Origin of the sequence: Spirulina sp. CCNP1310, assembly GCF_034932185.1 — a bacterium.
Taxonomy (GTDB): domain Bacteria; phylum Cyanobacteriota; class Cyanobacteriia; order Cyanobacteriales; family Spirulinaceae; genus Spirulina.
This window is the reverse complement of record NZ_JAYGHW010000070.1, coordinates 1-14,235: the sequence shown is the minus strand read 5'-3', so window position 1 is coordinate 14,235 and position 14,235 is coordinate 1. Positions and strand designations below refer to the sequence as shown.

Below are 14,235 nucleotides of genomic sequence, written 5' to 3'. Positions count from 1 at the left end.
TTTTGTAGGGGCGAACAATATTTTCGCCCCTATTTTTCGCCCTAATTTTTCGCTAAACGGTGAGGGCGTGGTTGGTGGGCATAGCGGGCATGGGTTGCAGAAGTTCCTCATATTCAGAACGGAAATACTGCAATGTACTCAGCACCGGGTTAGGGGCCGTCATCCCCAAACCACAAAGGCTCATCTCCTTGACCATGTAACAGAGTTGCTCCATCGTTTGCAGGTCAGCGAGGGTTGCCTGTTTTTTGAGCAACCGCGTCAGCATGGCATGGAGTTGTACCGTCCCCGCTCGGCAGGGAATGCACTTGCCACAGCTTTCTTCCTGGCAGAAATCCATATAGAACTGCGCCACCTCCACCATGCTTGTACTGGTGTCCATCACCACCATGCCCCCCGACCCCATCATTGAACCCACTTGGGTGAGGGAATCATAATCAACGGGGGTATCAAGCAGGTGGGCGGGAATGCAACCGCCAGAGGGGCCGCCGGTTTGCACGGCTTTAATCGTCCCATCGGGAACGCCGCCCCCCATTTCCTCAACAATTTCCCGTAACGTGATCCCCATGGGAACCTCAATCAGGCCGTTGTTGCGGATCTTGCCCGTGAGGGCAAAAATTTTCGTCCCCTTGCTTTTTTCTGTGCCAATGCCGCTATACCAAGCCGCGCCTTTTTCAATGATCGCGCTGATGTTGCCGTAGGTTTCGACGTTGTTGATCAGCGTGGGGCAATGCCAGAGACCCTCCTGGGCGGGATAGGGGGGACGAGGGCGAGGATTGCCTCGTTTGCCTTCGATGGAATGGATCAGGGCGGTTTCTTCCCCACAGACAAAGGCCCCCGCCCCGATGCGAATATCTACTTTGAAATCAAAGGGGGAGTCAAAGACTTGACTGCCAAGGAGACCGTATTTTTTCGCCTGTTTAATGGCGGTTTCGAGGCGTTGGATCGCTAAGGGATATTCCGCCCGAACGTAGATATAGCCATGGTTTGCACCGACGGCATAGGCGGCGATCGCCATCCCTTCTAGCACTAAATGGGGGTCACTTTCCAACACCGAGCGATCCATAAAGGCCCCCGGATCGCCTTCATCCCCATTACAGATCACATATTTTTGACCTTCGGGCATCTTCGCCACCGTCGCCCATTTAATCCCCGTGGGGAAGCCGCCGCCGCCCCGCCCCCGCAGGCCACTAGCGGTAATTTCCGCCACCACCTCAGCGGGGGACATTTCAAACAGGGCCTTATAAAGGGATTGGTAGCCGCCGACGGCAATATAGTCCTCAATGCGATCGGGGTTAATGTTGCCGCTGTTTTTGCGGACAATGTGGAATTGCCGACTAAAGAAGGGGTGTTCTGGATCGCCTTTAACAAGATCCCCCTCCCCCCCCACTAGCACATCCACAATCGCCTCGGCTTGATCCGGGGTGACGGTTTCAAACAATTGATGATCATGGGCAAATTGCACTAAAGGCCCCCGACCACAGAAACCCATACAGCCCACACCCACCACTTCAGCGCGATCGCCTAGACCCTTATCTTTAATCGCCTGGGCTAAATTGTTTTTCACCTCCAAGGATTGGGCCGCTTGGCAGCCGGTGGAGGTACAACAATGCACCCGCAGGGGTTTAAATTTGGCCTTCTCAGCCGCCGCTAATGCTTTCAGTTCCGTTAAATCCATCATGCCTCCTTCTGATCTTCCAGGGCTGCCAAGCGGGCTAACACCGCTGTTGCGTCCAGTTTGCCCTTCACTTCCCCATCGAAAACAACAGCGGGGGCAATACCACAGGCCCCAATACAGCGAGCCGTAGCCAGGGAAATTTCGCCATCTGGGGTGGTTTCGCCGACGCTGATCCCCAGTTTTTCAGCAATGGCTTCGACAATTTTGCCGCTGCCCTTGACATAGCAAGCCGTACCCGTACAAACAATGCAACTGTGTTTACCGCTGGGCTTGAGGGAAAAGAGATGATAAAACGTCGCCACGCCATAGACGCGACTGAGGGGAAGCTTCAAACCACGGGCAATGTGTTCTAAAACATCCAATTCGAGAAAGCCAAAGGATTCTTGGGCTTTATGGAGCACTTCAATCAGGGCATCTTGGCGGTAGTGATTCCGCTTCATGGTGATGTCTAGGAGTTTGAAGCGCTTATCGGCTTGACCCGCCTTCGGTGCAGCTTGAGCGGGCTTGGCAGGGGGGGCAGTAGTTGACATGGGTATTCCCCTTAAAACGATGAAAATAATCACAATCCGCTGTGCTGGAGCATCGGGGTATAAACAAAATTTTTATACTCCTGATTCTAAAGATGCCAACGGATGGCTCTGGTATGGTGTGATCCTGCGGGCATGACGCGAAAAGCCCAGCGCAATCACCAAGACTCATGGCAAAAAGCTTTTAAAATTTAATCCTCAGTGCAGGTTTTCTAGGGGTATTGTGTCACCTCCTTTGGGAAAACTGCACTGATGTTTAGAATCATTCAACAATTGACCCTTTTCTTGATGAATGATTGTGAACAAAAACAATCTATAAGTTGTTTATTGAGTAGTTAACAAATGCGGGGCAATTGCTCCCCACTGAGGAGATCGAGGATGCGACCTGCACCGATGCGGCTTTGGAGGGTGACGCGGCCGAGGGTGCGATCGCTCCGTCCCACCACTGTACCAATACATTCCGCCTCGGGATGGTAATGGCGCAGTATATCCAGGGCCTGCTCGGCACAATGGAAGGAGACAATGGCGATAAATCGCCCCTCGTTGGCCACATAGAGGGGGTCAAGGCCGAGAATCTCACAAGCCCCTTGGACATCAGGAGGAATGCTGATCAGGGCTTCCTCCACTTGGATCGCCACACCGGCCCCAGCGGCAATTTCATTTAAGGCACTGCCCAACCCTCCCCGCGTTAAATCCCGCAGGCAATGAATCTCAACACCGGCCTTAAGGAGGCTCAACACCGGCTCATGGACGGGGGCGGAATCACTTTTAATCGTCGTTTCAAAATTCAACCCCTCCCGCTTGGCCATGATCGCAATGCCATGGCGACCCAGATCGCCACTGAGTAAAATGGCATCCCCAGGGCAAACACTACTGGGGCCAATGTCGTAGGGATGTTCAATCACGCCTACACCGCTGGTATTGATGAAAATACCATCCCCTTTGCCCCGATCCACCACTTTTGTATCCCCGGTGACGATGCGCACGCCAGCCCGCCGGGCCGCCCGCTGCATCGACTGAACGATATACCAGAGGGTTTTCATCGGTAGCCCTTCTTCAAGGATGAACCCGACGCTGAGGTAAAGGGGCCGCGCTCCGCTCATGGCGAGATCATTAACTGTGCCATGGATGGCCAGGGAACCGATATCACCGCCGGGAAAAAATAGGGGTTGGATTACATAGGAATCGGTGGTGAAGGCAATACGGCCGGGGGGCATTCTCAGGGCAGCGGAGTCATGTTGAGTGGGGTTTTGCCCGGCGACGGTGAAGGTGGGGGCAAACATTTGGGTAATCAATTGCTGCATCAGTTTGCCGCCGCCCCCGTGGGCGAGGAGAACGGTAGGATATTGTTCGATGGGGATGGGACAGGTGAAGTTTGCAGCAGTCATGGAATTTTCTCAATGGTTGGCAATGAGTTGAGCATAGCGAAAGACAGGCAGGGGTGTGAGGCTTTGGAGTTCTCCCTTTGATCCCACTGATCCATTCACAAATCTGCCCACTCCCTCCCGGTTAGAGGGCGATAGGTGCGCTATCGCGGATCGCCCCTTTAAAATAAACCTTTATTTTTGGTTATACCCATGATGCTATTGAGCCTCCTCACGCCTCCACCGGCCCTGATTGCCCAAGCTACGCCTGGGGAACCGCAGGAAGTGCTGCGATCGCAGCCCCCCGTTCGTCCCCTCCCCAATGGCTTGGATCAAGTCCCGGTTTTCAACAGCAACAGCCCGGAATTAGTCCTCCAACCCGGAATTTTACTCTCCACATTCCCAGGGGAAGGCAAGGCCCACCCCAGCGCCCATTTAAACTACCGTTTCGCTCCGGGTCGGTTTGATATCTTTGCCCACCACATCGCCCGCGCTGATGATCCGGAAGATCTGCGCACGCTCTATATGGCCGTCCTAGCCTATAACCCCACGGATCAGCCCATTTTTGTTGATTTCCTCACCGGGGCTAGCTATCTCAGCCAGCCCGATGCCCCTTTTCGGGAAATGGCCCCCTTTGTGGAAAATCCCCATGGTCAGGTTTTTGCCGGGCCGGGAAGTCGGGTGATGAGTGATTTAATTCGGGGGCGGTTGCAATCTTCTTTACCCCTACGGGTGTTGGTGCGGCCCCGACAATATCAATTGCTGCTCAATGTGCCGATTCCGGTGCGGGAATTGGAGCCGCCGTTAAATGGGCGATCGACCTATATCCGCATGAATAGCAATGGCCCCCTTTATCTGGCTAGCTTGGCCCAATTTGCCCCCCCCGATGGCCAAGGGGGAGAGCGGCCCCCCAATTTAACGGAATGGCGGAATTTATTGCTCAATAGTGATGTGGCGGGGCCGCGCGATCGCGCCGCCACTCCCCCGGATCAGGTGGATGGCCCCTTTTTCTATGGTCGGGTGGCGGGGGTGGCCCTAGGTTCCCAATGGCGGGCCCAGTTAACCGATGAGGGGAGTGCTAACCTAGCCGTTCCGCCGGTAGGGGGGGCGATTTCCTATGGGTTAAGCCTGTTGCATCGGGGGCGAATGGGGACGGGCCAGGTGCAAAGTGCGGAAATGGTGGTGCGCTATCCCGATACGGCCTACCATGCCCATGGCAACTATGGTATTCAATACAGCCTTGATCTGCCCCTCCATAACCCCACGAACCAACCCCGTACCGTGACGGTGGCTCTGGAAACGCCGATTAAACAGGATGATTTCAGCAATGGCCTGCGGTTTTTTGACCCCTTGCCCCGCCCGGTATTTTTCCGAGGCACGGTGCAAATCCGTTATGAGGATGATGGGGGCCGCCCTCAAAACCGCTTCTACCACATCATTCACCGTCGCGGCCAAAAAGGGGAACCCTTAGCGACGATCACGTTACCCTCTGGCGGTTCCCGGCGGGTGCAGGTGGATTTTGCCTATCCCCCCGATGCCTCCCCGCCCCAGGTGTTAACGGTGCAGACAATTCGTTAAATATAGGGACTTTGAGGATGTTTTTAAACCCTCAAAGGGTTGCGGGATCAATACCTAATTCTCGCAGTTTGGCAAAGGCGCGATCCCTTTCCGTCTGGGCCTGATCCCTTTCCCGTTGAGCGCGATCGCGCTCCCGTTGGGCCTGATCCCGCTCCACAAACAACGCCGTCGGCTCCTTAAACAATTCCCCATCGGGATGATAGAGGGCTAACCCATCGGCGGCAAATTCAAAGCGCACCCCTAAAAGGGGGGAAGTCCAAGGTAAATGGAGGGGCGTAATCAACGTCAAGGGAGCTTGGGCTGTCTCCCGATGAAAGCCCCAAAAATCTTGGGAATCCGGATCATAAAAAAACGTCTCCAACACACCATACTGTTCATAAAACCGCTGTTTCCCCGCCATTTCACTAACACTATTACTGGGGGAGAGGATTTCAAACACCACTTGCGGGGGGATATTTTCCTCCTCCCATTGTTTATAGCTACCGCGATTCTCCTGCGGAGACGCTTCGCGAACGCCATCAGGACGGCCCAAAACCACCATCACATCAGGGGCCTGACAGGGGGCCGGCGGCCGCTCCACCGGCACGGGATACCAGAGCAGATCCCCCGCCACGAAAACCTGCTGATCCGCAAAACGATGTTTAAGATTGCTGACTAAACGGACAATCCAACGATATTGCAGCGTATTCTCGGCCATCGGTTTGCCATCGGATTCGGGGTAGAGGCGTTGGGGAGAGATGGGGGTTTGTACCATGGTTCCCATTGTCTGATTGAGGATACATTTATGATATCCACCCCTGGGGAATTGCTGAGGTGCTACAGGCAAGGGGACAATTTTTGGTTAGAATCAGCAGAGCACCCAACGATTTTTTGTAAATTTAATGACTGCCACCCTAACTAAGCCTGAATACGAAATTAAAGATATTGCCTTAGCCCCCCAAGGGAAAAAGCGCATTGAATGGGCAGGGCGCGAAATGCCAGTTCTGCGCCAAATTCAAGAACGGTTTGCGAAAGAAAAGCCCCTGGCCGGGATTCGCTTGGTCGCCTGCTGCCACGTCACCACCGAAACTGCCCACTTGGCGATCGCCCTCAAAAATGCCGGAGCCGACGCGATCCTGATTGCCAGTAACCCCCTCTCCACTCAAGATGATGTGGCCGCTAGCCTCGTCGTGGATTATGGCATCCCCGTCTTTGCCTTCAAAGGCGAAGACAACGCCACCTATCACCGCCATGTGCAAATTGCCCTCGACCATCGCCCCAACATCATCATCGATGACGGCAGCGATGTCACCGCCACGTTGATCAAAGAACGCCAAGACCAAATCAGCGAAATCATCGGCACCACCGAAGAAACCACCACCGGCATTGTCCGCCTCATGGCCATGTTCCGCGATGGCGTGCTGACGTTCCCCGCTGTTAATGTCAACGATGCCGACACCAAACACTTTTTTGATAACCGCTACGGCACGGGCCAATCCACCCTCGACGGTGTAGTTCGAGCCACCAACATCCTCCTCGCTGGGAAAAATATTGTTGTTGCCGGTTATGGCTGGTGTGGCAAAGGCGTAGCGATGCGGGCCAAAGGCATGGGAGCCAACGTCATCGTCACGGAAATTAACCCCACCCGGGCCATTGAAGCCGTCATGGATGGTTTCCGCGTCATGCCCATGGCCGAAGCTGCCCCCCAAGGGGACATCTTTATCACCGTCACGGGGAATAAGCACGTCATCCGTCCTGAACATTTCGATGTCATGAAAGATGGGGCGATGGTGTGTAACTCTGGTCACTTTGATTTAGAAATTGACCTGACCAGTTTGGGTGCAACGGCAACGGAAGTCCGGGAAGCTCGCAACTTCACCCAGGAATACAAACTTCCCAGCGGCAAATCGGTGATCGTCTTAGGCGAAGGTCGCCTCATCAACTTAGCCGCCGCTGAGGGCCACCCCAGCGCCGTGATGGACATGAGCTTTGCCAACCAAGCGATGGCCTGTGAATATCTGGTGAAAAACAAAGGCAATTTAGAACCAGGCATTCACTCGATCCCCGTTGAAGTGGATCAGGAAATTGCCCGCCTCAAATTAGCGGCGATGGGGATCACCATCGACAGCCTCACCGCCGACCAAGAGGAATATATCAACTCCTGGACTGTGGGAACTTGAGCCAAGTTGGATTAAAACGGGTTTAACCGCTGTGATGCCCTAGCTCTGCTGGGGCATTGCTTTTGGCGGGGATTTCAGCGTTGGCCCTCGGCAACAGGATCAGGACAGACCAGAGGCTTAATCCCCTAGGGTTCCCCTTCTGGGCTAGGATCAAGATCACCCCTCCATCGATGAAATAGAGATTTTGAGCGATTCTTCCCCGTTGATTTTATGTTGGCATCGTCGCGACCTGCGCTTCAGCGACCACCGTACCCTCCATGCTGCCCGCCAGATTAGCCCCCGGATTGTCGGGGTCTTCTGTTTTGACCCGGCTTTGTTGAATAATCAGGAGGTGGCCCCGGCGCGGGTGGCCTATTTAATCGGCTGTTTAGCGGAATTAGCGGCGAAATATCAAGCCCAAGGCAGCAGATTGCTGTTTCTCCAGGGTACGCCCCAAACGGCTTTGGTGGATCTGGCCAAGGCGTTGAAGGTGGATCAGGTGTTTTGGAGCGCCGATGTGGAACCCTACGCCCAGGAGCGCGATCGCACCGTTGCCGCTGCCCTGGAAGCGGCACAGATTACCGTCCAAACCCGTTGGGATCAATTGCTCTGCACCCCGGCGCAAGTCCAGACCCAATCAGGAACGCCCTACACGGTGTTTAGCCCCTTTTGGAAAAATTGGCGGGAACAACCGAAAGCAGCCCCCTATCCTCCGGTGACGGATTTGCAGGGGTTAACGGAGGAGGAAAGGGCGATCGCCGCCGCCCAAGGCACAATCCCCCTACCCACCGTTGCGGATTTGGGGTTTGATTGGCACAATGGCTTTGTCCTCGAACCGGGGGAAGATGCGGCAAGCCAACGCCTTGGGGCATTTTGCGATCGCGCCCTCAGTCAATATGCCGAAGACCGCAACCATCCCAGCCGCTTCGGAACCTCCCAACTCAGCCCTGCCTTGAAGTTTGGGGCCATCGGCATCCGTACCGTTTGGCAGGCCGCCCACCTCACCGCCGCCGGGGCCAACTCCGATGAACTGCGCCAAAATATCGAAACTTGGCAACAGGAACTAGCTTGGCGGGAGTTCTATCAACACGCCCTCTATCATTTTCCTGCCCTTGCCGAAGGCCCCTATCGCCCCATCTTTCAAGATTTCCCCTGGGAAAATGACCCGGATTTATTTACCGCTTGGTGTGAGGGGCGCACCGGCTACCCGATTATTGATGCGGCGATGCGGGAACTCAATCAAACCGGCTGGATGCACAACCGTTGTCGGATGATCGTCGCCAGTTTCCTCACCAAAGACCTGATTATTGATTGGCGTTGGGGAGAGCGGTATTTTATGCAGCGTTTGGTGGATGGGGATTTAGCCTCCAATAATGGCGGCTGGCAATGGAGCGCCTCCAGCGGTATGGATCCCCGCCCTCTACGCATTTTTAACCCCAAAACCCAAACCCAAAAGTTTGATCCCGAGGGGGAATATATTCGTGAATGGGTGGAGGAATTGCGATCGCTGGATCCTGAACCCTTAGTGACCGGCAAAATTACCCCGTTGGAACGCCAAGCCCTCGGTTATCCTGAGCCGATTGTCGATCACTACGTTCGGCAACAACGGTTTAAAGACCTCTACAATGCCGCAAAATTGCGGTCTTAAAGGGGATTAGGCCACACATTGCCGTTGACGGTTTCTCTCATGGCGCTGTTTGCGGCGGAGGTGGTAAAAAATACGGTCGATCATCGCTTGTCGCTCCTCGTTTAAATCGCGATCGTGGCGTAGTTCTTGGAGGAGGCGAACTTCTTCATCCGTGATGTGATGAATATGATCAATCTGTTGGTAGAGGCCATGAAGGAATTCAAGCCGTTGGAGCCGTTGGTGGATTTGGTAGTTGTTGATGGCTGGATCCATGACGCAAACCTCATGATGAAGATCATGGTTCACACTTTAAAAACAAGCTGTGAAAAAGTTGTGAAGGGATTTCTTTAGGCAGGGCAATGGGGGATTATTGTTCCTTCCCCCAAGCTTAAAACCCTGACAGGTTCAGAGTTTTACCCAAATTTCAAAGCACTGTAAAGCTTTCTTAACAACCACAGGATCCTCGCCATTGTGTTTGCCGTGAACTTAATGCCATAGCCAAAGGCCAAGGAAAAGAAGGGCGATCGCCCCCAAGGCCACCCCGACAAATTGATTGTCTTCCGTATTCACTTGGCTGAGATCAATATCCTCAATCACGGCTTTGGGTTTTGGGGTGCGATCGGGGTCAGTTTTCGGGGGAACATAGCGATCGCGCCGCTTACTCTCCCCCAACTGGCTTAAATCAGGAATTTCCGTGAGCCATTCCTTAGGACGTTGCAAAACCGGAGCTTTGAGGATGTAGAGCAGGTTTTGGGCCTGTTGGCGGGTAAAGGGGGAGGGGTGGAGCAGGAGGGATTCACACAAGGCCAGAGCGGTTTTCAGATCTCCCTTACTCTGGTGGGCATTCACTAACCACAGTTGAATCTCACCCCCCCGACGGGAGGCGGCATAACTGCGGGCTAGAGCCACCTCAAACAGGGTAATGCTTACGGCGTATTGTTCCTGCTCAAAGGCCTTTTGCCCCAATTCAAAGGCTTGATCAGCGGTCAAATCTCTTAAATTTAAATTCCCCAAGGGCTGGCGATCGCTCATTCTCCATTGCTCTCCCGGTTGCAAATTTTTCAGAATTTAGCGCAAAAAGGGGGGAAGGGGGAACAGGGAATGGGAGTGTCAAGAAACTTGATCGGGAATCTGGTTATTGCGTTCATTGGTGTGGGGGCGAAATTTAAAATTAAAATTTTGCGCCCCTACGTTGCGCTAAATGCCAAATTAGCCCGCAATTAGAGCCTGTACCGCCGCTTGATATTGCCGATCTACCGCCGTTCCCACCTGCTCTAGGGTAATGGGGTCTTGGGGAACCACCTGATCGGGCAAAATCCCCAAACGGTGAATATCGTGGTGATTGGGGGTTTCATACTTCGCCACTGTCACCGCCAAACCAGAATCATCGGGCAGTTCAAACAGGGATTGAATCAGGCCCTTGCCAAAGGTACGCTCCCCTACCAACACCGCCCGGCCATTGTCCTGCAACGCCCCGGCTAAAATTTCGCTGGCGCTCGCTGTACCCTGATTCACCAACACCACTAAAGGAGCCGTGGTAAGAGCATGGTGAGGGGCATCAAAACTATCCAACATCCCCTGACGGTTAACGGTGTAAACAATCGTGCCGTCATCAAGCCAGAGGCCCGCAATATCAATCCCCGCTTGGAGCAATCCCCCTGGATTGTTGCGCAGATCCAAAATGTAGCCTTTGGCCCCCTGGTTTTCCAGATTGACCATCCCTTGGGCCAATTCAGCGCGGGCATTGGCACTGAATTGGGCTAGCCGGAGATAGCCGATGGGAAATTGAGGATTTTGGCGATCCAGTTGGGCGACAACGGGATTGAGGGCAATGCGATCGCGCACCAATTCAAATTTATGGATCGCCTCCGGTTTCGGTCGCTGGATCGTTAAAGTGACCCGCGTCCCCTGGGGCCCCCGCATCAATTGCGCCGCCGCCTCCAGGGGTAGGGGGGCAGTATCCTGGCCATCGATTTGGAGAATGCGATCGCCCCCCAAAATCCCCGCCTGCTCCGCCGGAGAGCCAGGAATAGGGGCCACCACTTCTAAATCATGGGTATTCGGGTTCAAATCAATCTGCAACCCCACCCCCGACAATGCCCCTGTTGTGCTCACCTGCAAACTGCGGTACTGTTCCGGCCGCAACAGCCGCGTAAAGGGATCATCAAGGGTGGCCAACATCTCCTCAATCGCCCCATAGGCCGCCTCCCGATCCGCCAAGGGCCGCTGTAAATAGTCCTGACGCAACCGCCACCAATTTTGGTGGTTGAAACTGTCATCCAAATAAGCCTGATTGACAATCCGCCAAGCCTGTAAAAAAATCTTCTGGTCTTCGGAAAACGCCTGGGCCACGTCCACCGGCCCAAGCCAACCCCAAACCATCACCACCAAAATCAAGGCCAGCTTGAGCAACCCGCCCCAGCGGCTGCGTTGATCATTCCGGACATTCCTGGCCAACAACTGCAAATCTCTACCCTCTATCATCGGGTTTGCTCCCCCCGTTTTAACGGGCTATGGTACATTCTTTAAGAGAAGAGATGTATCTTCAACCTTGGTTTAGACTCCCAGCCATCTTCTAATTCATCCCTGTTCGGAGATCTGGAACGCATCTCATCACTATCCCTCTTTTACCCCACTGAATTCAAGCTCAATGTTTACAAAGCAAGTTACTGAATCCAAAGCATACCAATGGTTTCAGGAGCGTCTTGAGATTCAAGCCATCTCTGATGACATTTCCAGTAAGTACGTTCCCCCCCATGTCAATATCTTCTATTGCCTCGGCGGCGTTACCCTGGTTTGCTTCCTGATCCAATTTGCCACCGGCTTTGCCATGACCTTCTATTACCGCCCGACGGTGACAGAAGCCTTCAACTCTGTGCAATACCTGATGACCGAGGTTAACTTCGGTTGGTTGATCCGCTCCGTCCATCGCTGGTCTGCCAGCATGATGGTGCTGATGATGATTCTTCACGTTTTCCGGGTTTACCTCACCGGCGGTTTCAAGCGTCCCCGTGAACTCACCTGGATTACTGGTGTGGTGATGGCCGTATTAACGGTTTCCTTTGGTGTAACCGGCTATTCCCTGCCTTGGGATCAAGTGGGTTACTGGGCGGTGAACATCGTTTCTGGTGTGCCTGCTGCGATTCCCGTCGTGGGAGATCAACTGGTGGAACTAATGCGTGGTGGTGTTTCCGTGGGTCAAGCTACCCTCACCCGTTTCTATAGCCTCCATACCTTTGTGTTGCCCTGGATGATTGCAGTGTTCATGCTGGCGCACTTCTTGATGATTCGTAAACAAGGGATTTCTGGCCCCCTCTAAGGCGATCGCCTAGAATAGACCCATCTTGATTGATCCCCCTTGCTGAATTCCAGAGATCGACCATAGGAGAACCTCAATACAATGTCCACACTCAAAAAGCCTGACTTAAGTGACCCCAAACTGTTGGCCAAACTGGCCAATGGCATGGGTCATAACTACTACGGTGAGCCAGCTTGGCCCAACGACCTACTCTACACGTTCCCGATTGTGATCATGGGGACGATTGCCCTCACCATCGGTTTAGCTGTCCTTGACCCCGCCATGGTGGGAGAACCGGCGAACCCCTTTGCCACCCCCTTGGAAATTTTGCCGGAATGGTATTTATACCCCACCTTCCAAATTTTGCGGGTGGTTCCCAATAAACTCCTCGGCATCGTTGCCCAAGGCGCGATTCCCGCTGGTTTGATGTTGGTGCCGTTTATTGAAAACGTCAACAAGTTTCAAAACCCCTTCCGCCGCCCAGTGGCTACCGCCGTTTTCCTGTTTGGGACGGTTGTCACCCTTTGGCTCGGTGCTGGAGCATTAATGCCCATTGACAAGTCCTTAACTTTGGGTTTGTTCTAGGCTAAAGCCACGGCCTTAAAATGGAGCAAAGCCGACGATCGCGATCGTCGGCTTTTTTAATTGATCCCCTTGGGGATCCCCCTTGGTGATAGACTTTTCCTTGGCATCAAAACGTTGCCCCGGAATGGTTTTAAACATACGAGGAATAGATCTGTGGAAAGCACCCTGGGATTAGAAATTATTGAAGTTGTTGAACAAGCTGCCCTTGCTTCTGCGAAATGGATGGGGAAAGGGGAAAAGGATATCGCGGATGAAGTGGCGGTAGAAGCAATGCGCAACCGGATGAATAAAATTCATATGCGCGGTCGCATCGTGATTGGGGAAGGGGAACGGGATGATGCCCCCATGCTCTACATTGGCGAAGAAGTGGGGATCTGTACCCAGGAAAATGCCGACCAGGTTTGCAACCTCCAAGAACTGATTGAAATTGATATTGCCGTTGATCCTTGCGAAGGAACCAACTTAGTGGCCTATGGTCAGCCTGGCTCCATGGCAGTCCTGGCTATTTCTGAAAAAGGTGGCCTGTTTGCGGCTCCCGACTTTTATATGAAAAAACTCGCTGCACCGCCGGCCGCGAAAAACCACGTTGATATTAATAAAACCGCCACTCAAAACCTGCAAATTATCTCAGAATGCCTCGATCGCTCCATTGAAGAATTGGTGGTGGTGGTCATGGATCGCTCCCGCCATAAAGACTTGATCAATGAAATTCGCACCGCTGGGGCGCGGGTGCGGCTGATCAGTGATGGGGATGTTTCCGCTGCTCTCTCCTGTGCCTTTGCGGGAACCAACATTCATGCCCTGATGGGGATTGGGGCGGCTCCCGAAGGGGTGATTTCTGCGGCGGCGATGCGCTGCCTTGGTGGACACTTCCAGGGACAACTGATCTATGATCCCGAAGTGGTCAAAACCGGCTTAATCGGTGAAAGCAAGGAAGGCAATATTGCCCGCCTCAATGAAATGGGCATTACCGATATTGACCGGGTTTACGATGCGGATGAACTCGCTTCTGGCGAAACCGTTCTGTTTGCCGCCTGCGGCATTACCCCTGGCACATTGATGAATGGTGTGCGTTTGTTCCATGGCGGAGCGCGGACGCAAAGCTTGGTGATCTCCAGCGAAACCAAAACCGCTCGCTTTGTGGACACAGTACATATGTTTGATCAACCCAAATACATCCAACTCCACTAGGTTGTTGTTGTAGAACTGTGGCGGCTAACCGGGTGGAAATCTCTGGGCGTGAGCCGCTGCTGCCTTAAACTTCCCCCCTATCGTGGGGGAGGTTTTGCCTTTGGAGCCGATCTTGACTGCGTTGCTTACGGAATATCCCGATAGCTTGAGAGCAATGCGGTTTTAACCCAGGGATGAAAAGCAACGGCGGCTTTAGCCGCATTCTTACGCCAGATATGCTAGCATAAGAGAATGATTGTACTTGAGTTCAAA

The 14,235-nt window shown here is 53.6% G+C and carries 14 protein-coding genes; 6 read left to right on the top strand and 8 right to left on the bottom strand.

Going from position 1 to position 14,235, the window contains the following annotated elements:
• Nucleotides 1-52: 52 nt before the first annotated feature.
• The 3 genes from VB712_RS12740 to hypE form a co-directional block, all read right to left on the bottom strand.
• A complete protein-coding gene (locus VB712_RS12740) occupies nt 53-1,675 on the bottom strand; it encodes a NuoF family protein (RefSeq protein ID WP_323255248.1) in 1,623 nt (540 codons plus the stop codon).
• On the bottom strand, nt 1,675-2,205 hold the full coding sequence (gene hoxE / locus VB712_RS12735; protein WP_323255246.1) for a bidirectional hydrogenase complex protein HoxE: 531 nt from the start codon (nt 2,203-2,205) through the stop codon (nt 1,675-1,677). The genes VB712_RS12740 and hoxE overlap by 1 nt, the downstream gene beginning before the upstream one ends.
• Before the next feature lie 332 nt (nt 2,206-2,537).
• Nucleotides 2,538-3,590: a hydrogenase expression/formation protein HypE gene (gene hypE / locus VB712_RS12730; RefSeq protein ID WP_323255244.1), complete on the bottom strand. Its 1,053-nt coding sequence runs from the start codon at nt 3,588-3,590 to the stop codon at nt 2,538-2,540.
• A gap of 189 nt (nt 3,591-3,779) precedes the next feature.
• Here hypE and VB712_RS12725 point away from each other — a divergent pair, with 189 nt between their 5' ends.
• Nucleotides 3,780-5,144, top strand: a complete 1,365-nt coding sequence (locus VB712_RS12725) for a DUF3370 domain-containing protein (protein ID WP_323255242.1) — start codon at nt 3,780-3,782, stop codon at nt 5,142-5,144.
• Nucleotides 5,145-5,175: 31 nt separating this feature from the next.
• Here the strand turns inward: VB712_RS12725 and VB712_RS12720 are convergent, their stop codons facing one another.
• Nucleotides 5,176-5,898 carry a Uma2 family endonuclease gene (locus tag VB712_RS12720; RefSeq protein WP_323255240.1) on the bottom strand — a complete coding sequence of 241 codons (723 nt, stop codon included), beginning with the start codon at nt 5,896-5,898 and terminating at the stop codon, nt 5,176-5,178.
• A 127-nt stretch (nt 5,899-6,025) separates the two neighbouring features.
• Between VB712_RS12720 and ahcY the strand changes: the two genes are divergently transcribed.
• Nucleotides 6,026-7,303: an adenosylhomocysteinase gene (gene ahcY / locus VB712_RS12715; protein WP_323255238.1), complete on the top strand. Its 1,278-nt coding sequence runs from the start codon at nt 6,026-6,028 to the stop codon at nt 7,301-7,303.
• 184 nt (nt 7,304-7,487) lie between these two features.
• A complete protein-coding gene (locus VB712_RS12710) occupies nt 7,488-8,930 on the top strand; it encodes an FAD-binding domain-containing protein (RefSeq protein ID WP_323255236.1) in 1,443 nt (480 codons plus the stop codon).
• Nucleotides 8,931-8,936: 6 nt separating this feature from the next.
• Here the strand turns inward: VB712_RS12710 and VB712_RS12705 are convergent, their stop codons facing one another.
• From VB712_RS12705 to ctpA, 3 genes are all read right to left on the bottom strand, one after another.
• On the bottom strand, nt 8,937-9,182 hold the full coding sequence (locus VB712_RS12705; RefSeq protein WP_323255234.1) for a hypothetical protein: 246 nt from the start codon (nt 9,180-9,182) through the stop codon (nt 8,937-8,939).
• 213 nt (nt 9,183-9,395) lie between these two features.
• Nucleotides 9,396-9,941, bottom strand: coding sequence for a tetratricopeptide repeat protein (locus VB712_RS12700; RefSeq protein WP_323255232.1), 546 nt, complete (start codon nt 9,939-9,941; stop codon nt 9,396-9,398).
• A gap of 177 nt (nt 9,942-10,118) precedes the next feature.
• Nucleotides 10,119-11,393, bottom strand: a complete 1,275-nt coding sequence (gene ctpA, locus VB712_RS12695; RefSeq protein WP_323255230.1) for a carboxyl-terminal processing protease CtpA — start codon at nt 11,391-11,393, stop codon at nt 10,119-10,121.
• Between the two features lie 166 nt (nt 11,394-11,559).
• Here ctpA and petB point away from each other — a divergent pair, with 166 nt between their 5' ends.
• Nucleotides 11,560-12,228 (top strand): cytochrome b6, encoded by a 669-nt coding sequence (petB, locus tag VB712_RS12690; RefSeq protein WP_323255228.1) that lies wholly within the window; start codon nt 11,560-11,562, stop codon nt 12,226-12,228.
• An 81-nt stretch (nt 12,229-12,309) separates the two neighbouring features.
• Nucleotides 12,310-12,792, top strand: a complete 483-nt coding sequence (gene petD / locus VB712_RS12685) for a cytochrome b6-f complex subunit IV (protein WP_323255227.1) — start codon at nt 12,310-12,312, stop codon at nt 12,790-12,792.
• 15 nt (nt 12,793-12,807) lie between these two features.
• Here the strand turns inward: petD and VB712_RS12680 are convergent, their stop codons facing one another.
• The gene (locus tag VB712_RS12680) at nt 12,808-12,930 is read right to left on the bottom strand and encodes a hypothetical protein (protein ID WP_323255225.1); all 123 of its coding nucleotides are present in this window, start codon (nt 12,928-12,930) and stop codon (nt 12,808-12,810) included.
• A 15-nt stretch (nt 12,931-12,945) separates the two neighbouring features.
• Between VB712_RS12680 and glpX the strand changes: the two genes are divergently transcribed.
• On the top strand, nt 12,946-13,983 hold the full coding sequence (glpX, locus tag VB712_RS12675) for a class II fructose-bisphosphatase (RefSeq protein ID WP_323255223.1): 1,038 nt from the start codon (nt 12,946-12,948) through the stop codon (nt 13,981-13,983).
• The last annotated feature ends 252 nt before the right edge of the window (nt 13,984-14,235 follow it).